The sequence below is a fragment of the Sphingomonas sp. GW821-FHT09E03 genome, assembly GCF_059416225.1.
This window is the reverse complement of the sequence record NZ_JBWKOS010000001.1, coordinates 655,345-674,750: the sequence shown is the minus strand read 5'-3', so window position 1 is coordinate 674,750 and position 19,406 is coordinate 655,345. Positions and strand designations below refer to the sequence as shown.

Annotated in this window: 12 protein-coding genes; 4 read left to right on the top strand and 8 right to left on the bottom strand. The window is 66.5% G+C overall.

The window, feature by feature from the left end:
• Positions 1-12 precede the first annotated feature (12 nt).
• Positions 13-1,425, top strand: a complete 1,413-nt coding sequence (locus AC07M8_RS03585) for an amino acid permease (protein WP_495173011.1) — start codon at positions 13-15, stop codon at positions 1,423-1,425.
• Between the two features lie 268 nt (positions 1,426-1,693).
• Here the strand turns inward: AC07M8_RS03585 and AC07M8_RS03580 are convergent, their stop codons facing one another.
• The 7 genes from AC07M8_RS03580 to AC07M8_RS03550 form a co-directional block, all read right to left on the bottom strand.
• Positions 1,694-3,475 (bottom strand): DUF885 domain-containing protein, encoded by a 1,782-nt coding sequence (locus AC07M8_RS03580; RefSeq protein WP_495173010.1) that lies wholly within the window; start codon positions 3,473-3,475, stop codon positions 1,694-1,696.
• Complete coding sequence (locus tag AC07M8_RS03575) at positions 3,472-4,500, bottom strand: Ldh family oxidoreductase (protein WP_495173009.1); 1,029 nt, start codon at positions 4,498-4,500, stop codon at positions 3,472-3,474. Before AC07M8_RS03575 ends, AC07M8_RS03580 begins: the two co-directional genes overlap by 4 nt.
• A complete protein-coding gene (locus tag AC07M8_RS03570) occupies positions 4,497-6,869 on the bottom strand; it encodes a beta-L-arabinofuranosidase domain-containing protein (RefSeq protein ID WP_495173008.1) in 2,373 nt (790 codons plus the stop codon). The genes AC07M8_RS03575 and AC07M8_RS03570 overlap by 4 nt, the downstream gene beginning before the upstream one ends.
• A 72-nt stretch (positions 6,870-6,941) precedes the next feature.
• Positions 6,942-9,257 (bottom strand): DPP IV N-terminal domain-containing protein, encoded by a 2,316-nt coding sequence (locus tag AC07M8_RS03565; RefSeq protein WP_495173007.1) that lies wholly within the window; start codon positions 9,255-9,257, stop codon positions 6,942-6,944.
• Positions 9,258-9,309: 52 nt separating this feature from the next.
• Positions 9,310-11,781, bottom strand: a complete 2,472-nt coding sequence (gene galA / locus AC07M8_RS03560; protein ID WP_495173006.1) for a beta-galactosidase GalA — start codon at positions 11,779-11,781, stop codon at positions 9,310-9,312.
• A 53-nt stretch (positions 11,782-11,834) separates the two neighbouring features.
• Positions 11,835-14,807, bottom strand: a complete 2,973-nt coding sequence (locus tag AC07M8_RS03555; RefSeq protein ID WP_495173005.1) for a TonB-dependent receptor domain-containing protein — start codon at positions 14,805-14,807, stop codon at positions 11,835-11,837.
• Positions 14,808-14,987: 180 nt separating this feature from the next.
• A complete protein-coding gene (locus AC07M8_RS03550; protein WP_495173004.1) occupies positions 14,988-16,538 on the bottom strand; it encodes a L,D-transpeptidase family protein in 1,551 nt (516 codons plus the stop codon).
• 185 nt (positions 16,539-16,723) lie between these two features.
• Here AC07M8_RS03550 and AC07M8_RS03545 point away from each other — a divergent pair, with 185 nt between their 5' ends.
• From AC07M8_RS03545 to fghA, 3 genes are all read left to right on the top strand, one after another.
• Positions 16,724-17,836 carry an S-(hydroxymethyl)glutathione dehydrogenase/class III alcohol dehydrogenase gene (locus AC07M8_RS03545; protein ID WP_495173003.1) on the top strand — a complete coding sequence of 371 codons (1,113 nt, stop codon included), beginning with the start codon at positions 16,724-16,726 and terminating at the stop codon, positions 17,834-17,836.
• Positions 17,837-17,900: 64 nt separating this feature from the next.
• Positions 17,901-18,290, top strand: a complete 390-nt coding sequence (locus tag AC07M8_RS03540) for a VOC family protein (protein ID WP_495173002.1) — start codon at positions 17,901-17,903, stop codon at positions 18,288-18,290.
• Positions 18,287-19,147 (top strand): S-formylglutathione hydrolase, encoded by an 861-nt coding sequence (gene fghA / locus AC07M8_RS03535; protein WP_495173144.1) that lies wholly within the window; start codon positions 18,287-18,289, stop codon positions 19,145-19,147. Before AC07M8_RS03540 ends, fghA begins: the two co-directional genes overlap by 4 nt.
• Here the strand turns inward: fghA and AC07M8_RS03530 are convergent.
• Entirely contained in the window at positions 19,144-19,368 is a 225-nt protein-coding gene (locus AC07M8_RS03530; protein WP_495173001.1) for a hypothetical protein, read from the bottom strand. The genes fghA and AC07M8_RS03530 overlap by 4 nt on opposite strands.
• Positions 19,369-19,406: the final 38 nt, after the last annotated feature.

Sequence of the window (19,406 nt, the reverse complement as noted above, 5' to 3'; positions counted from 1 at the left end):
TGGGGGGTGCCAATGTTCGGACCACGTAAATCGCTCGATTCCCCGGCATCCCAACTACAAGGCCTCGCCAAGACGCTGAGCTGGCCGCATCTGATCGCACTCGGGGTGGGCGCGATCGTCGGCACCGGCATCTACACGCTGGTCGGCGTCGGCGCCGAACGTGCCGGCCCGGCGGTGATCCTCGCCTTCGTGATCTGCGGCGTCATTTGCGGCTGCGCGGCGCTCGCTTATACCGAGCTTGCGACGCTGATCCCCGCCGCGGGCAGCGCCTATACCTTCAGCTACACCGCGCTCGGCGAGGGCATCGCCTGGGTGGTCGGCTGGAGCCTGATCCTCGAATACTCGCTCGCCTGTTCCACCGTTGCGGTCGGCTGGTCGGGCTATCTGGTCGGCTGGATCGAGGCGGCGGGGATCCATTTGCCTCATGCCCTGCTCGTCGGCCCGCACGGCGGCGGGCTGATCAACCTGCCCGCGGTGCTGGTGGCGCTCGCGGTGATGGGCATGCTGATCCTCGGCACCCGCCAGAGCGCGACACTCAACATCGTGCTGGTGATCATCAAGCTGGTCGCGCTGACCATCTTCGTCGTCTACGCCGCGCCTGCCTTCAAGGGCGCCAACCTCCACCCGTTCATGCCCTATGGCTTCGGTTCGGTGGAATCCGGCGGCCACAAGCGCGGGGTGATGGCCGCGGCGGCGATCGTGTTCTTCGCCTTCTACGGCTTCGACGCGGTCGCGACCTCGGCCGAGGAAACCAAGAACCCCAAGCGCGATCTGACGATCGGCATCGTCGGCTCGATGCTGGTGTGCACGGTGATCTACATGGCGGTGGCGGTGAGTGCGATCGGCGCCCTTCCCTTCACCCAGCTCGCCAATTCGCCCGAGCCGCTGGCGCTGGTGCTGCGGCAGCTGAGCCAGCCGTTCGCGGCGCAGCTCATCGCGCTCGCCGCGGTGATCGCGCTCCCGTCGGTGATCCTGGTGATGATGTACGGCCAGAGCCGCATCTTCTTCGTGATGGCGCGCGACGGCCTGCTGCCCCGCCGTCTCGCCACCGTATCCCCGCGCACCGGCGCGCCGACGCTGATCACGCTGCTGACCGGCCTGTCGATCGCCGCGGTCGCCGGCTTCTTCCGGCTCGACGAGATCGCCGAACTTGCCAACGCCGGCACGCTGATCGCGTTCATCTCGGTCGGCGTCTGCCTGATCGTGCTCCGTCGCACCGCGCCCGATCTGCCGCGGCTGTTCCGCTGCCCGGCCGCCTATGTGGTTGGTGGACTCACCGTGCTCGGCTGCCTCTACCTGCTCGCCAGCCTGCCGACCTCGACCCTGGTGCGCTTCGTGATCTGGAACGCCGCCGGGCTGCTGGTCTATTTTGCCTATGGACGTCGCCACAGCGACGCCGGCCGGCTGGTCCCTGCGAAGGCCTGAGCGACGATTAAAGCGGCGGGAGAACGAGGCAAAGAGGCAGTCTGCGCGTCAGGCGACCAGCCTCGCCCGCCGCGCAATGGCGTCACCCCCGCGAAAGCTGGGGTGTTTCGCCGCTTTTGCTGGGCATTGAACGTAAAGATCCCAGCGGTCGCTGGAATGACGAAGAGACCCTTCGACGCTCAAGGCGCGCCGCTCTACAAAGTGGAGGGACCCCGGAGCGGCTCCGGGGTGACAGCGGCTCACATGTCGAGCCGCACTAAACCCTCCCTTACTCTTCGTCGGGATACGGCCCTTTGCCGCCGGCCGCGATCAGCTGGTCGGTGCGTGCCTCGATCACCGGGATCGGCACCGAGCCCATCTCCAGCATCGCATCATGGAAGGCGCGGATGTTGAACTTCGGCCCGAGCGCCGTCTGCGCCTTGGCGCGCGCGTGCTGGAAGGCGAGCTCGCCCATGTAATAGGACAAGGCCTGACCCGGCCAGGCGATGTAACGGTCCACCTCTGTCTCGATCTCATGATCAGACAATGCGGTGTTGTCGTGGAGATAGGCCTGCGCCTGCTCGCGGCTCCAGCCCTTGGCATGGATGCCGGTGTCGACGACGAGCCGCGCCGCACGCCAGGCCTGGTAGCTCAGATAGCCGAACAGGTCATAAGGCGTCTCGTACATCCCCATGTCCTCGCCGAGCGCCTCGCAATAAAGCGCCCAGCCCTCGCCGTAGACCGAAAGATAGGTATCGCGCCGAAACGCCGGCAGGTTCTTGTTCTCGGCGGCGAGCGGCATCTGGAAGGCGTGGCCCGGCGCACTCTCGTGGAGCGTCAGCGCCGCCTGCGAATAGAAGGGGCGCGACGGCAGGTTCCAGGTGTTGACGAGGTAGATGCCCGGGCCGCCGCGGCCGCCGGTGTAGAAGGGCGCGAGATCGTCCGGCACCGGCTTGATCGCGAACCGGCTACGCGGCAGATGGCCGAACCATTGCGAGGCCTTGCCGTCAAATGTCTTGGCGATCCATGCGGCGCGATACAGCAGTTCCTCCGGCGTCTTGGGATAGAATTGGGGATCGGTGCGCAGGTGGTTGAAGAACGCCTGCAGGTCGCCCTTGAACTTCACCTCGCGCATAACGCCATCCATCCGCGCACGGATCTTGGCGATTTCGGCCAGGCCCAGCGCGTGGATCTGCTCGGGCGTGATGTCCTGCGTGGTATATTCGCGGACCTTGGACAGATAATAAGCATGACCGTCGGGCAGGTCGTAGGCGGCGAGCGCGGTGCGGGCATGCGGAATATAGTCGTTGCGCAGGAAGGCGAGCAGCTTGACATGCGCCGGCACCACCGCCTCGGTGATCGCCGCGATGCCCTGCTGGCGCAACGATGCCTGGTCCGCGGCAGGGATCGTCGAGGGAAAGGTCTTGAAGGGCGCGTAGAAGGGCGAGTCTTCCACCGTCTTGGCGTCCACCACCTGGGCAACGCCGATGTCTCGGCCCTGCAGCGTCACCTGCGACGGGGTGAAGCCACGCGCTAGGCCGGCGCGCATATTGGCGGTCTGCTGGTCGAAATAGCGCGGCACCTCACGCAGCATCGCGATATAATTGCGATAGTCTTCGACACTGCGCTGCGGCTCGCGGGCGGCGCCGGCGATATCGCCCCAGAAGCTGGTGTCGGCGGTGAGCGGCTTTTCATAATCGCGGAAGCGCTGTTCGGCGAGCAGCGCATCGATCTGCTGCTTGTACACCGCAAAGTTGACGCGGTTGGCAGGGCTGAGCCGCACCGGCGTGATTGCGGCGAGCTGCTGCGATACCTGGGTCCAGCGCGCCAGCCGCTCGGCCTGCGCTGCCGGGCCGACATCGGGCAGATGCGCCTGGCCGTTGGGATTATCCTCGTCGCGCGCCGTCTGATGCTGTCGCCAGCTGTACTCGGCGGTGTAGATCGCCTCGAACCTCTTGTCCGGGGAGGCGGCGCGCGTTGCCGGGCGGGCCGCAGGTTTAGCCTCCGACGCGACCGGCGCCAGCATCGTCGTCGCGAGGGCAAGGCTCAGCACCAGGGTTCGCATCGTCATTCTCCTTGGGCCAGGGCCATGATGTCTCGGTAGAGGGCCGGCGCGATCACCACGCCGTCAGCGAGGCTGCGCGCGCGGGCTTGGTAGCGCCGCTGCGATGGCAGGCGCGCCCCCTGCCCTTCGATCGCGGCGAACATCGCTTCGGCGCGGGCGAGATGATCGGCCACGGCATCGCCGAGGAAGCCTGCAGGGTCGATGGCGACGATCAGCTCGCCGCCGATCGGCGAGCCGCCGCGACCGCCATCGGCCGCGATCGACTCGCGGCTGGTCATGTCGCCGATCAGCGGACCTGCGAGCAGCTCGACCATCGCCGCGAGCGCCGATCCCTTGTGGCCGCCGAAGGTACGCATCGCGCCTGCCAGTACTGCCTCGGCATCCGTGGTCGGCCGGCCGGCCGCGTCATAGCCCCAACTATCCGGCACCGGCTTGCCGGCGCGGCGGTGCAGCTCGATCTCGCCGCGGGCGACGGCGCTGGTGGCGAAATCGAACACGAACGGGTGCCCGCCCGGCCGCGGCCAGCCGAAGGCGATCGGATTGGTGCCGAACACCGGCTCGGTGCCGCCCGCGGGCGCAACCCAGGCATGGCTCGGGGTAAAGGCAAGCGCCACCAGCCCCTCGCTGGCGAGCGCCTCGACCTCGGGCCACAGCGCGGCGAAATGGACGACGTTGTTGAGCGCCAGCGCGGCAATGCCGTAGCGACGCGCCTTGTCGGCGAGCAGTCCGCGGCCGCGTTCGAACGCCAGCTGGGCAAAGCCGCCGCCGCCATCCACCTTGACCAGCGCGCGGGCCGGCTCGCTCACCGCCGGCACGGCATGGGTGACGACCACGCCGCGGGCGATGCTGTTGGCGGCGACCAGCAAGCGGTAGATGCCATGGCTGGTGCAGCCGTCGCGCTCGCCCGCCACCATCGTCTCCGCGACCGCCGCGGCATGATCCTGCGACAGTCCGGCGCCGAGCAGCACCCGCCGGGCCAGCACGCGCACCTCGTCGAGCGTCAGGCGGACGCCCTCGTCGGCCTCACTCACGCGATGCTGCCGGGCTTGGCGGTGAACAGGCGCACACCGAACACCGGCCCTGCCGACGAGCGGTCACGCGGCACGAAGCGGATCTTGATGCTCGCCTTGCCCTTGGTGAGCGCGAGCGGCAGCGGATATTCCAGGTCGAAGAACTTGCCGGGTTTGTCCGCCTCGAGATGCTGGGTGGCGATTTTCACATTGTCGACGAGGATGTCGAAGTCGCGCCCGCGCTCGTCGCCCCAATAGGTCGCCTGCAGCACCAGCTGACCGGGTTTGGTCTTCATCGCAAATTCGAAGAACCCGCCCGATCGCGCGTCGCGGCCATTCCGGCCGCGATAGCTCACCGGATAGGAGATGTCGGAGGTGAGATTGTGATCGCGCTCGGGCTGCATCTCGCCGAGGTGCATCACGTCCACCGAACGGGCAGCGATGTCGCGGGCCTTGGCCTGCTCCGCAGTGAAGGCGGCTTCCTCGCTCTTCCACGCCGCCTCGGTGAAGCGCTTGAAATAGACCGCGCTGCGCCGGTCATACTGGCTGTAGAAGGGCACGAACGACAGGTCTGCCGGACGGATGATGCCTTGCGTCGCATAGGTCGCGCGCGCCGGATCCGTCGGGGTAAAGCGACCGAGCAGATCCTCGCCGACCATTGCCGGATCGGCGCTATCCCATTTGGTCTCGTTGGGGCCCAGATCGGCCGCCATCACCATCGGCCCGCGCAGGAAGGCGATGGTGTTCGAATCCCCCGGCGCCGACTCAATTCGCAGGTCGAGCGGCAGGGTGATCGCAACGGTATCGCCTTTCTTCCAGCGCCGGTCCACGATCGCATAGCCGCCCTCGATTGCCGGGGTCACCGGCTGGCCGTTGACCGTCACCACCGCCTGCCCGCCGGCCCAGCCGGGCACGCGCAGCGCAATGGCGAAGCGGCCAGGCTTGGCAAGCCCGGTCAGCGTCAGTCGCGACTCCGGTTCAAACGGATAGCGAGTGTCGAGCGTCAGATCGGCGCCACGCGCCTTCCATTGCGCCTCGGCGGGAATGTAGAGATTGACCAGCAGGGTGCCGTCGCCCTCCCAGAAGATCGCCTCGCCATGCTTGGCGTGGCTCTCCATTCCGGTCCCGACGCAGCACCAGAAGGCGTCATCGTCCGGCGTCGAATAGCCGCGATCGGCGCCGGTCATCAACGGCGTCATGTAAGTGAAGCCGGCATTCTTCGGGTTCTGCGCTGCCATCACATGGTTGAGGTGGGTGCGCTCGTAATAGTCGAACAGCGCCCCATCGGGTTTCCAGCTGTAGAGGTGCTGGGTCAGCTTGAGCATGTTGTAGCTGTTGCAATGCTCGCAGGTCTGCTCGGTGATGTGGGTGGCGATCGTGTCCGGCTCGGAGAAATACTCGCGGTCGGCATTGCCGCCGATCACATAGCTGTGATGCTGGGTGACGGTGGTCCAGAAGAAGCGCGCGGCGTTCGCCGGCTCGGGCTTGCCGTTCAGCTCGTGAATACGGGCGAGGCCGATAAGCTTGGGCACCTGCGTGTTGGCGTGAAAGTTGGCGAGCTTGTCCTGCCCCGCGACCAGCGGGTCGAGCACGCGGTGGTCGTAGACCCGCTCGGCGACCGCGAGCCACTTGCGGTCCCCGGTGCGCGCGTAGAGCTCGGCGAAGCTCTCGTTGAGCCCGCCATATTCGCAGCTCAGCAACTTCTCCATCTGCTCGTCGCTAAGCGCCGCGAAGACGCGCGCGAAATACTCGCCCAGTCCGGTAGCGACGGCAAGCGCCTGGGTACTGCCCCAGGCCTGATGGACGTCGAGCAGACCCGCAAAGGTCTTGTGCACCGTATAGAGCGGCGACCACGAGCCGTTGAGGTCGAACCCGCCCGACTTGATCTCGCCCCTCATTACCTCGGGGAAGATCTCCTCGCCGTCGACGACGGTGCCGTCCTTCCGCTTGCGCCCGAGCGCGCCGACATAGCCGGTACCGCGCTTGGCTTGGGCCCGCGCCAGCTCGGACACGATGTAATTGGCGCGCGTTCGGCATTCGGCGTCACCGGTCTGCTCGTTCATCTTGACCAGCGCGGTGAGGTAATGGCCGAGCGTATGGCCGGCGATCGTGTCGCTTTCCCAGCCGCCGTAGAGCGGCGCCTTGGCGGGCAACCCGGCATAGACCATGAAATTGTGCAGCAGCCGATCGGCACTGAGCCGCAGCAGATAGGCGCGGTTGACCTCTACCGCCGTGGCATAGGCCGAAGGCCGCAGCCGCACCGCGGCGAGCGGTAGCGGCTTGGCGCTGGCCGGCAGCAGCCCCGCGCCACGCGCGCGGGCAATCCCCTGCGCCGGCACCAGCGTCACCGCCGCCATTCCCCACATCAATTCCCGCCGCGTCGCCCGCATGTCCACTCTCCGTCTGGATATCGTATACTAAGCTGAAGGGTAGATGGCGCAAGGGTGTAATCACGCGCGCCTTCAGTGCAGGGCCGGCGCTTCATTCCACGCAACCGTAGATTGATCGGCGAGATTGCGCAGGAAAAAATCGAACTGCCGACGGGCGACATAGTCGATCGGGCCGGTCGAGCGGCCGACGCTATGCTCGGCGCCGGGCACCACCAGCAGGTCGAAATCCTTGTTGGCCTTGATCAACGCATCGGCGACCTGCAGCGTCGAGGCCGGATCGACATTGCTGTCCTGCTCGCCGACGATCATCAGCAGCTTGCCGGTCAGCCGATAGGCGTTGTCTACGCCCGAGGCGGCGGCATAGCTCTTGTCCACCGGCCAGCCGAGCCACTGTTCGTTCCAGCTGATCTTGTCCATGCGATTGTCGTAGCAGCCGGCATAAGCGACGCCGACCTTGTAGAAATCGCCATGGAACAGCAGCGCGTTGAGGGTGCTCTGCCCGCCCGCCGAGGCGCCGTAGATGCCGACGCGGCTGATGTCGTACGACGGGTCCTTCGCCGCCATCGCCTTGTGCCACAGGATCCGGTCGGGAAAGCCGGAGTCGGCGAGGTTCTTCCACGCCACGTCCTGGAACGCCTTGGAGCGATTGGCGGTGCCCATGCCGTCGATCTGAACGACGATGAAGCCAAGATCGGCCTGCTCCTGCATGCCGATCACCTTGTCGCCGCCGGCATGATAGCCGAACGGCCAATAGCCCTTGGGTACGAAACTGTCGTGCGGGCCGGCGTAGATGTTCTCGATCACCGGATAGCGCCGGGCCGGATCGTAGTTGCGCGGGCGCACCACCACGCCCCAGATGTCGGTGACGCCATCGCGCCCCTTGGCGACGAACACCTCCGGCGCCCGGAAGCCGGCGGCGCGCAGCGCGCTGTCGTCGCCCTTGGTGATCGTCGCGACCAGCGTGCCGTCGGCACGGTGCAGTTCGCTGATCGTTGGCAGGTCGACGCGCGAATAGGTGTCCACGTAGCGCGTCATGTCTGGCGAGAAGCCGACATCGTGGTCGGCGTTTACCGGGGTGAGCGCGGTCAAGTGGCGGCCGTCGAAGTCGACGCGATAGGCGTGGCGAAAATAGGGATCCTCCCCCGGGTTCATCCCGCTGGCGACGAACCAGATCTGGCGCTTGGCATCATCCACCTTGATCACGTCGCGGACCACCCACCGGCCGTTGGTGATCCGATTCTTCACCCGCCCGTTGCGACCATCGATCAGGTAAAGCTGATTCCAGCCGTCGCGCTCGGACTCCCAGACGATTTCGTTGCCGGACTCGTCGACCTCATGAGCAAAGCGACGATCGGCGTAGACGAAGGTCCGGGCGTCCTCGGTTACCGCGGCATGCGCTACGCCGCTGTCGGCATCGACGGCGATGATCCGCGCCTGGCCGAAGCCGCGACGGACGTAATCGAACGCGACGCTGCGGCCGTCGCGACGCCAGCGCGGGCTGGAGAGCTGGTAGGGGTTGGGGAACAACGCCGGGTCGATCACCGTCTCGCGGCCACTGGCGACGTCGAACAACACCGGCTGCTCCTGATCGATCGCGTCGCCGGGCTTGGGATAGAGCTGGCTCTGCAGCCCCGGCTGGATCTGCCCGGCCGGCGAGGATTCCACCCGCAGCACATGGCGCTGATAACCGGGGCGGACCCGGTAGATCATGATGTGCCTTCCGTCCGGCGACCAGCGCAGCGTCTCAGGATCGTAGAAGTCGCCGGCCGAGCCGTCGCTGCTCAGCCGAACCGCCGGGCTGTCGTCGCGACGAACGACGAGATTGTCGCCCTGGACGAAGGCTGTCCACTGGCCGTCCGGCGATGGCGTGGGGCTGTTGTCCGCGGGTACTGAAAGATCGCGGACCACGCCGAACCCGCGCGGGCGGCGAGACTCTCCCGCCACCTCGGGTGCGCAGCGATAATCGACGATCCCGCATTGCCAATCGGCCCCTTCGAGCGTGAAGGTGATCGCCTTGCCCTCGTCGGCGAATGCGATATCGGCGAACGGCAAATGGAGCGGGTCCACTGTCTCGTGCCGTGCCGCACCGAGCGCCGTCGCCAGCCTGGCCGCGTCGAACGCCGGTGTCTTGGCCAGCGTGCCGGCATCGACCGCCTCGAACGCGAACCCGCCCGCCACCGTCTTGCGATAGACGAACCGGCGGCTGTCCGCCGACCAATGTGCCGGCCACGCCACCTCGCGGGTGAGATCCTGCCACGCCCGCCGCAAGCCGATCGAGCGAGTGACATCGGCGGCGGTGGGCCCCGGCGCCTGTTGCGCGTGGAGCACGGTCGAGGCGCAGAACAGGGTCAGCGCGAGCGCACCGAAAGGCCGGCGAAAACGGGACATGGGGATCTTTCGATTGGGTGATAGGCGGAATGAAGCGGGAAGCAGCAGCGCTTCAGGCTGTGCCGATCAGCGGCAGCATCGCCGGCAGCAGCCCCTCGGCATGCGCCTCCAGGCGGATCGCGCCGCCCCGCGGCCCCGCCTGAACCAGCGCCATCGCCAGCCCGTTGAAGGCCGAGCGCGCGCTGGCATGATCCGGCTCCAGGCTGCGCGGATCGCCGTTGCCGACACCGAGCAGCGTTGCATCGCCCGCCAGCGTGAAGGCGATGCGATTGGCCGCCGTAGGCACCTCGCGGCGCTGACCGTCGAGCACCGCCGCGCGCACCACCGCCACTTCGCCGGGGGCAAGGTGCCGCCGATCGCTCGACAGCCCGATCCGCGCCGCCGCCCCGGTGGTCTGGCGCTCGGCAATCATGATCCGCTTGCCGGCGCGAAAGCCGTGCGCGGTTATCCGCCCCGGTGCGTAATTTACCTGCCACTCGAGATGCTTGTTGCGCGTCACTGCTTGGCGGCCGAGGCTCTCGCCGTTGAGGAACAGTTCCACCGCGTCGCAGTTGCTGTGCACCCAGACCGACACCGGCTGGCCCTCGCGCCCCGCCCAGTTCCAGTGCGGGAACAGGTGCAGCACCGGCTCGGCGCTCCACCAGGCGCGATAATAATGGTAATTGTCCTTGGGGAAGCCGCACAGGTCCATCTGGCCGAAATTGGAGGCATTCTCCGGCCAGCGCTCGAACGGCGTCGGCTCGCCGCGATAGTCGAACCCGGTCCACACGAAGCCGCCGGCGAGGAAGGGTCGCGCGTCGTAAAAGCTCCACCACGTCTCCGCGGTGGTCGCCCAGCGCGGGAACTCCTGGTCATAGGCCGGCACCACGCCCGCCTTGTCGTCGCGCGCGTATTCGCCGCGGGTCATCACCGTGCTGCCGGTCTCGGTGCCGATCATCGGTGTGGTCGGGTGCGCGGCGTGAAATCCGTCGATCGCGTCGAGATAATAGTTGCAGCCCATCACGTCGAGCACGCGCGAGGCGCCCTCGCCGAACTTACCGTTAAAGGCCTCGGTCACGGGCCGGGTGCCGTCGAGTTCGTAGACCTTGCGCTTCATCGTCTCGGCGATTCGCGCACCGGTCTCGGTGCCGCGGTGGATCTCCTCGTTGCCGATGCTCCAGATGAACACACTCGGATGGTTGCGCCCTTGGCGGACGACCCGCTCGAGTTGGCTAATTCCCTCGGCGTTGCTCGACATCTGGCGGGTCTCGTCCATCACCAGCATACCCAGCCGGTCGCAGGCATCGAGGATCGCGGGTGCCGGCGAATGGTGCGTCGAGCGATAGGCGTTGGCACCCATCGCCTTTAGCTGCTCGAGCCGCCAGACGTGGAGGCTGCCGGGCACCGCAAAGCCGACGCCGGCATGGTCCTGGTGGTTGCAGGTGCCCTTAATCTTTACCGGCTTGCCGTTGAGGAAAAAGCCGTGATCCGGGTCGAAGCGAATGGTGCGTATGCCGAACCGGCACTCGTCGCGATCGACGACGGTGCCGCCCACCAGAATCTCGGTCACCAGCGTGTGAAGGTGCGGCGTTTCGAGCGACCACAAAGCCGGCTGGGCAATCGAGGCATGCTGCGTCGGTGCCACCTCGCCCCAGGCCTGCAATTGCAGCGGATCCGAAACGAGCACCGCCAGCACGCGACGGTCTGGGCCAAGGATAGTCGAGCGCACCACGGCTTCGGCAGCGGCGCCATGGTTCGCGATCTCGGTGGTGACGCTCACCTCGGCGCCGGCCGCGGTGACGGTGCAGCGCGCCGTGGCGCCCCAGCGGCGCACATGCGCCGGTGCCGCCTTGACCAGCCGCACATGGCGGTAGAGCCCGGCCCCTTCGTACGACCAGGCCTCGCCGAGGCTGACGTCGCAGCGCACCACGAGTATATTGTCGGCGTTCGGCTTGGCGAAATCGGTGACGTCGACTTCGAACGGCGCATAGCCGCTCTCGTTCGATCCCACCACGAAGCCGTTGAGGATCACCAGGCAGTCGCGCGATACGCCATCGAACTGGAGCAGCAGCCGACGGTTGGCATCGGCGGCATCGAGGCGGATGATGCGGCGATACCAGCCGACGCTGGTCGCCGGCCACAGCCGCCCGAGCGGCTTGAAGCCCTGATAGGCGCCGGTCTTGTCGCGGTCGCTGCCGGCGGGACCGAACTGCTCGAACGGCAGGTCCACCGCCCAGTCATGCGGCAGGCCGACCGCCGTCCAGCCGGCGTCATCGAACGTAGCCTCGGCCACCGGCGTGCCGACGTCGCCCGATTTGCCATAGGTATCGTGGCTGCCGCCGAAGCCGAAGTCGCTGGCGGGATCGGTCGCATGGCCAAGGTGAAAGCGCCAGCCGTCGTCGAGCGGCACCACGATGCGCGGGCTCGCTGGCGAGGTGGCGGTCGAGTTGCGGCTAACGGCACCTGCTGCCGCGCCCGGCGCCATCACCGCCAAGGCCGTCGCCCCGCTGGTTTTCAGAAGGTCGCGACGGCCAAGATCGTTCATGAGGTTACTCGTGTTGCAGCAAGGCCGGACGCGCTGCGCCCGGCCTGCCCGGCTTAGAAGTTAACGGTCGCACCCACGAAGATCGTGCGGCCGAGGGTATCATACACGCCCGGATAGGTGTTGCCGTTGCTGAACGAGGAGAGGATGCCGGAGGCGATCGCCGGCGCATCCTTGTCGAGCAGGTTATTGACACCGGCGCGCAGCGACAATCCCTTGCCGACCGAGACGGTGCCGGCGAGATCGAAGTAATTGTACACGGGGATCCGGCCATTCACGGCACTTCCGGTGCCGTTGAGGAACGAGTTGTCGGACAGCGACGACAGCTTGGTGCTGTCGATGTAGCGCCATGCCAGCGACAGGGTCGCGCCTTCCGGCATGATCCAGGTCGCGCGCATCACGTGGCGCCACTTCGGGTTGGGCTGACCGCAAGTGTAGCCGAAGTATCCGTTGCAGTCGTAGGTGCCGAGGCCCGGCAGCGGCTCGGACACCTGGTTGAACACGCGCGTGCCGACCAGGTTGAGATTGACCTTGCCGAACGAGCCCATGCCAAGGGTGTAATCGGCAGCGATGTCGAGGCCCGACGTCTTGAGCGAGCCGGTGTTGTAAGTGGTCGAGATGATATAGCCATCGGTGCCGAAGATCGCGCCGGAGCGCGGGTCACGCTTGAACAGGCCGCAATAATAGGGATCGCCGGTGGCGATGCACTGGCTGATCGCCAGCGACGGCGCGACCGAGCTGATATAGTCCTTGATCTTGATGTGGTAGTAATCGAGCGACAGCGTGAAGTTGCGCAACTTGCGCGGCGTCAGCACCACGCCCGCGGTATAGGTGTCGGCGGTTTCCGGCTTCAACGCGGCATTGCCGCCGAACTGACCCGAGCATTGCGTGGAAGGACAGGCAATGATGCTGCCATATTGCGCGGCGGTGACGCCGGTCAGCTGACAGGCGGCCAGCGATGCCGTCGGCGACGCACCCGAGCAGGGATCCTGGGCCGCGACGTTGCCCACCGTCTGCGCGGCGAACAGTTCGCCCACGTTCGGCGCGCGGATCGCGCGGTTGTAGCTCAGACGCACGCGCCCGTCCTGCGACGGCGCCCAGCTGAGCTCGCCCTTGTAGGTCCACACGTTGTACGTCGAGCTGATCCCGGACGACCGCTGGTCGTTGTTGTAGGATGAGTAGCGGAGGCCGCCGTTGAGGGTCAGCGCATGAGCAAACGGCAGGTTCTGCAGGATCGGCACTTCGATCTCGCCATAGCCCTCGTTGACGGTGATCTGCCCGTCTGATGGCGCCGAACCGTTCTGCAGCGCGATCGCATCGACGGTGAAGTTGAGCGTTTCGCGGCGATGCTCGAAGCCCAGCGCGATGTTGACGCCGCGGCTCGCCCACGGGCTGGTGATGCCGAAGGTGCCAAGATCGCCGGTAAGGTTGGCCGAGACCACTGACAACGAATTGCGCGACGCGGTGTTGCTTTCCGAGAACAGATAGGCGGCCTGATCGGCGGTGATGCTGTTCGCCTGGAAGACGTTGATCGGCACGCAGGCAGGATCACTGCCGTCGATCACCGACTGGCAGGTCGGAACGCCGTTGACGTTGACGACGTTGAGCGCGCGCTGCGCCTTCACATTGTCGACGTTGTTCATGTACGTCTCGTTATATTTCACGAGCGAGTACAGGTAGCTGACGTCATAGTTGAAGCCGTGGCCGATGTCGCCACGGATGCCCGCCTGATAGCGGTAATCCTGGTGGCGCAAGTCGTCGCGGCGCGACTGGCCCGAGCCCAGGCGATAGCCGATCAGCGTATCCTGAGTCGCCGCCGTGCCGGCGTTGGCACCGCACAGCGCGGCCTGCTGGGTCGCGCTCATCAGCGGGTTGTTGCACGGCACGGAGAAGGCCGTCCCGAAGAACAGCGCCGATGGCGCCACCTGCGAGAAGGTATGATCCTTCATGTACATGAAGCTGCCATAGACCTCGGCAGCCGGCACGATCTGGAACTTGGCGAAAGCGCCGCCGGTGTAGCGCTCGTCGGAGCGCTGGAAGTAGTTGGTGGGCGAATAGTTATAGGCGAAGCTGGAGTCGTACGGCACCCAGCTCTTGCTGCCATCCTTGCTGTTGGCGAGGGTCTTGCCCTGGTTTGGACCCCCGAGCGGCGTAAAGGCGCCGTAGGTGCCATTGCTCGAGCCGCCACAGGTCAGGCCGGTGCCGGCTGTGGTATCGGAATCGACTTGGTTGAGCGCGCACGCCGAGACATCGCGGGTCGATTCCAGCACCGGGTCGGCATGACGATAGCCGCCGTAGACGGTGATGTTGCCGCGGCCGTCTGCAAAGTTCTTGCCGTAGGCGGCGTTGATGTCCTGCTTGCCGCCGTCGGCGACATGGCGCGGTGCGCTGCTGTAGCCGGCAGCATCGGTCAGCCCGCGCAGGTAGCTGTCGTTGTTGACATGCTGGGTAAGGCCGCCCTGAACGTCGAGGCGCAGCCCGTCGAGATGGTCCTTGAGCACGAAGTTGACGACGCCGGACAAGGCATCCGAGCCGTACACCGCAGAGGCGCCGCCGGTGACGACGTCGATCCGGTCGATCAGCGACGAAGGCACGAAGTTGAGATCGATCGCCTGCGAGGGCATCAGCCGCTGGCCGTTGAGCAGCGTCAGCACGCGGTTCGAGCCGAGATTGCGCAGGTTGACGTTCGAGGTGCCGTCCGAGCCGTTCGAGACGTTCTCATTGGCGTCGGCGGTGAACTGCGGCAGCCGGTTGAGCACGTTCTCGACCTGGATGGCGCCGGTATATTTGATCTCTTGGTTGCTCACCGTGGTGATCGGGCTGTTGCTCTCCAAGTCCGGCCGGCGAATCCGCGTGCCGGTCACCACGATCGTATCGTCCGCCGCAGCGGCGGCGTCGGGCACCGAGACCGCTTCGGTGGGGGCCTCTGGGCCCGGCACGACCTGCGCATAGGCGCTGGTCGAGAGCAGCATGGCGATGAATGCCCCTGCGCAAGCGCGCTGACGATTGGTGCCGACGAACGATGTCATGAGGTGGCCGCTTCCCTTTTTCTATCTACCACCAATCCATCACGCCGTTACTCGTTAGTCAAATACATTATACGATATCCGCTTCTAACGCATTGTTGCGTGGTTTTGAGGTCACACAAACGAAAATGGCCGGGACGCGAGGGTCCCCATCCCGGCCGTGCGTGCGGAAGCGTCCAGCCGTTACGGCCCGACGTCTCCGGTCTCGGCGTGGAAGTGCTTGCCGGGCGCGACACCGAAGCCGATCTTCTGCGAAACCGCATCGTTCCAGCCATAGGGATCGGTGCGCACCGCAACCCCGCCCTGCCCGTCCGGTACCACCGTATCGTAGAGCAGCCTCACCGGGATCTGCTGCGGCAACTTGACGAAGGTCTCCTTGCCGGTCGCTCGCGCCTGGTTCCATTCGTCGGTGACGCCTTCGGCCGCGGCGATCACCCCGGCAAAGCCGAGCGCATCGAACACCCGGATGCAGCCATGGCTCAGCTGGCGCTGATTCTTGTCGAACAGCGTCTTGGCCGGCGTGTCGTGGAGATAGATCGCGTGATCGTTCTGCATGTCGAATTTGACCAGGCCGAGCGAGTTCTGCGGGCCCGGCTGCTGGACGATCCAGCCATCCTTCCACGCCATGTTGTGCTGGTGCAGATAGGCCGCGCTCTTGCCCTTGAGATCCTTCTCCTGGATCGACCGAGGGATCGTCCAGGTCGGATTGGCGACCAGGCGGAAGATCGGCGAGCCGAGCTGCGGCGTCGGCGTCTCCGGATCGCCGACCACCACCTTGCGGCTGTCGACGACCTTGCCGTCGCGCCAATAGTTGAGCCGCGCGGTGGCGAGGTTGACGTCGATCCGCGTTGCCGGTGGCGCCCGGTCGAGCCAGCGCTGGCGTTCCAGCGCCACCGCCGTCGCGCGCGCGAGATCGGCGGGCGACTGGTTGAGCAGCTCGAGCGTGTCGGCGCCGATCTTGCCGTCGGGCTCGATCCCATAGTCGGCCTGCAACCGCTTCACCCCGGCCGCGACTGCCGGCGTGTAGACCGGTGACGGCGAAGTCGAGCCAGTGGCGCGCGGCGCGGCCTCGGCAGGAAGATACTCATTGTCGACCAGTCGCGCGGCGATGATCGGCACGCGGGGGTTGCTGTCGCCGATCTCGATCGGCTTTTCCACCGGCGGGATCGCGCCGGGCGTGCCGGCGCCGGCATCCTTGCGGTAGCCGAGATAGGCCTTGGAGAGTTGCTTGTACGTGTCGTTCTGCGGCGCCAGCGAGCCGAGCCAATCAGCGAGCTTGCCTGCCTTCAGCGCTCCGAGCAGCCCGACGCGCACGTCCGTCGTCGGCCGCGGCAAGGTATAAATCTTGTAGAGCTGGGTCGGATCGGTGACGCCATGCGCGAGCGCGCCGGCATAGAGCAGTGCCGCGCGGGTCAGCCCCGCCTCGCGTGCCGCGGGGCTCGAGTCCTTGGCGGGCAACGGCACCTGCCACTGGTCGAGGCCGTGCGCAGCGCGGTGATCGATCGCGTCCACCAGCGCCTTCGCCGAGCCATCGGTCCAGGCCGCCTGCCAGTTGTTTGCTGCGTAAAAGGCCTTGCCATCGGCATCGCTCGCTGCAGCCTGGAGATCGGCCTGAGCGATGCTCGGCGGCGTTCCGGTGGTGGTGGCGGTGGAATTGCTGGTCGTCGTCGAAACCTGGCAGCCGGCTAGCGCAATTGAAGCCAGCAGCGCCGTGGTGATATGACTGGTACGCACCCGAATCCCCTTGATGATCTAGACGGGGAACGAGGGGCACGGCGGATCGATCCGTTTGCGTATCGAACACCGGCTGAGAATTGCGCGAATGATGCCAGCGCATCGGGTCTTGGTTGCGCAAACGGCTTACCAAGCGCGCGCAAAGTGCCTACTCACCCGCCGGTTCCGCCTGGAGAGATGATGCCATGAAGACCCGCGCTGCCGTCGCCTTCGAAGCCAAGCAACCGCTCGAGATCGTCGAGCTCGATCTTGAAGGCCCCAAGGCCGGCGAGGTGCTGGTGGAGATCATGGCGACCGGCATCTGCCACACCGATGCTTATACGCTCGACGGGCTCGACAGCGAGGGCCTGTTCCCGAGCGTGCTCGGCCATGAGGGCGCGGGCATCGTCCGCGAGGTCGGCGCCGGCGTCACCTCGGTTGCGCCGGGCGATCACGTCATCCCGCTCTACACGCCCGAATGCCGCCAGTGTAAGTCGTGCCTCAGCGGCAAGACCAACCTTTGCACCGCGATCCGCGCCACCCAGGGCAAGGGCCTGATGCCCGACGGCACCACCCGCTTCAGCTACAAGGGCCAGCCGATCTTCCATTATATGGGCTGCTCGACCTTCTCGAACTTCACCGTCCTGCCCGAGATCGCCGTCGCCAAGATCCGCGAGGACGCGCCGTTCAAGACCAGCTGCTACATCGGCTGCGGGGTCACCACCGGAGTCGGCGCGGTGGTCAACACCGCCAAGGTCCAGGTCGGCGACAACATCGTCGTGTTCGGCCTGGGCGGCATCGGCCTCAACGTGCTCCAGGGCGCCAAGATGGCCGGTGCGAACAGGATCATCGGCGTCGACATCAACCCCGATCGCGAGGAATGGGGTCGCCGCTTCGGCATGACCGACTTCATCAACCCCGCCGGCCAGTCGCGCGAGGAGACGATCGCAGCGATCCTCGCGCTCACCGACGGCGGCGCCGACTTCACCTTTGATTGTACCGGCAACACCGAAGTCATGCGCACCGCACTCGAGGCCTGCCACCGCGGCTGGGGCACCAGCATCATCATCGGCGTCGCCGAGGCCGGCAAGGAGATCAGCACCCGGCCGTTCCAGCTCGTCACCGGGCGCAATTGGCGCGGCACCGCGTTCGGCGGCGCCAAGGGACGCACCGACGTGCCCAAGGTCGTCGACTGGTACATGAACGGCAAAATCGAGATCGATCCGATGATTACCCATGTCCTCACCCTCGACGAGATCAACAAGGGCTTCGACCTCATGCACGCCGGCGAGAGCATCCGCAGCGTGGTGCTGTTCTGATCGAGCGGGCGGGCGTGCGGGCGCCTGTCCGCAACCGCTAGTCACCAATCACGAAAGGAACCCGATGTTCAGCCACATGATGCTCGGCAGCGATGATCTCGAGCGCTCGCGCCGCTTCTACGACGCCCTGTTCGCCGCGATCGGCGGGCCGGCCGGACAGATCGATCGCTATGGCCGGCTGTTCTACGCGCACAACGGCGGTCGTCTGCTGATCACCCGCCCGATCGACGGCGCGCCAGCCACCGCCGGCAACGGCAGCACCACCGGCTTCGTGATGGCCAGCGCCGAGCAGGCCGATGCCTGGCATCAGGCTGGCGCTGCCAACGGCGGCACGCCGGTGGAGGACGATCCTGGTATCCGCCAGGGGCCCGTAGGGCCGCTCTACCTTGCCTATCTGCGCGATCCCGATGGCAACAAGCTGTGCGCGCTCCACCGGCTGCCGGTGCCGGCATGACGGTCGAGACGCTGTCGACCAACCGTGCGTTCGGCGGCACTCAGGGCGTGTACCGGCATCAGTCGAGCGCCACCGGCACGTCGATGACCTACTCGGTCTATGTGCCGCCACATGAGGAAGGTACCGCGCTGCCGGTGGTGTGGTATCTCTCCGGCCTCACCTGCACCCACGCCAACGTCACCGACAAGGGCGACTATCGCCGCGCCTGCGCCGCGCTCGGCCTGATCTTCGTCGCGCCCGATACCAGCCCACGCGGCGAGGGCGTCGCCGACGATCCCGCCAGCGCCTATGACTTCGGCCTCGGCGCCGGCTTCTACGTCGACGCCACCGAGCCGCCGTTCGCCGCCAATTACCGGATGTGGCGCTACGTCACTGATGAATTGCCGGCACTGGTCGCGGCCGAGTTTCCAGCCGCCGACATGGCCCGTCAATCGATCATGGGCCATTCGATGGGCGGCCATGGCGCGCTCACGATCGGCCTCACCTATCCCGACCGCTACCGCGCCGTCTCCGCCTTCGCGCCGATCGTCGCACCCGCTCGAGTGCCCTGGGGCGAGAAGGCGCTCGGCGGCTATCTCGGGCCTGACCGCGCCGCGTGGCGCGCGTATGACGCGGTGGCACTGATCGAGGATGGCGCGCGCGCGCCGGCGCTGCTCGTCGACCAGGGCGACGCCGACCAGTTCCTTGCCGAACAGCTCAGGCCCGAGCTGCTCGCCGCGGCCTGTGCCGAGGCCGGAATCGATCTGACGCTGCGGATGCAGCCTGGCTACGACCACAGCTATTATTTCATCGCTACCTTCATGGCCGATCACCTCGGCTGGCATGCCGAGCGCCTCGGCCGAGGCGCCGCGTCCTAGTCGATCAGCGGATATCGCGCGCGCAGGTCGTCGGCGACCCGCTCGACCTCGGCGATCTCGTCATAACTGCCCGACGGCGACACCGACCAGTTGCAATGCGCGTGGGTGGCACGATCGTAGACCCGCACCTCGCCGAGCACGATCCGCCAGCGCCGGCGGTTGCCGCCGGCCTCCTTCACCAGGGTGGCGAGGAACAGGTCGCGAAGATCGGCAGCAGTCATCGCCGGCGCGCCTAGCATCGCCGGCGCTCCCCCGCTAG

What these genes read in the sequence shown, in the direction of transcription:
- AC07M8_RS03530 (WP_495173001.1), bottom strand. Translation starts at nt 19,368, where the DNA reads ATGACTGCTGCCGATCTTCGCGACCTGTTCCTCGCCACCCTGGTGAAG.
- AC07M8_RS03540 (WP_495173002.1), top strand. Translation starts at nt 17,901, where the DNA reads ATGTTCAGCCACATGATGCTCGGCAGCGATGATCTCGAGCGCTCGCGC.
- AC07M8_RS03565 (WP_495173007.1), bottom strand. Translation starts at nt 9,257, where the DNA reads ATGTCCCGTTTTCGCCGGCCTTTCGGTGCGCTCGCGCTGACCCTGTTC.
- AC07M8_RS03545 (WP_495173003.1), top strand. Translation starts at nt 16,724, where the DNA reads ATGAAGACCCGCGCTGCCGTCGCCTTCGAAGCCAAGCAACCGCTCGAG.
- AC07M8_RS03570 (WP_495173008.1), bottom strand. Translation starts at nt 6,869, where the DNA reads ATGCGGGCGACGCGGCGGGAATTGATGTGGGGAATGGCGGCGGTGACG.
- fghA (WP_495173144.1), top strand. Translation starts at nt 18,287, where the DNA reads ATGACGGTCGAGACGCTGTCGACCAACCGTGCGTTCGGCGGCACTCAG.
- AC07M8_RS03580 (WP_495173010.1), bottom strand. Translation starts at nt 3,475, where the DNA reads ATGACGATGCGAACCCTGGTGCTGAGCCTTGCCCTCGCGACGACGATG.
- AC07M8_RS03585 (WP_495173011.1), top strand. Translation starts at nt 13, where the DNA reads ATGTTCGGACCACGTAAATCGCTCGATTCCCCGGCATCCCAACTACAA.
- galA (WP_495173006.1), bottom strand. Translation starts at nt 11,781, where the DNA reads ATGAACGATCTTGGCCGTCGCGACCTTCTGAAAACCAGCGGGGCGACG.
- AC07M8_RS03555 (WP_495173005.1), bottom strand. Translation starts at nt 14,807, where the DNA reads ATGACATCGTTCGTCGGCACCAATCGTCAGCGCGCTTGCGCAGGGGCA.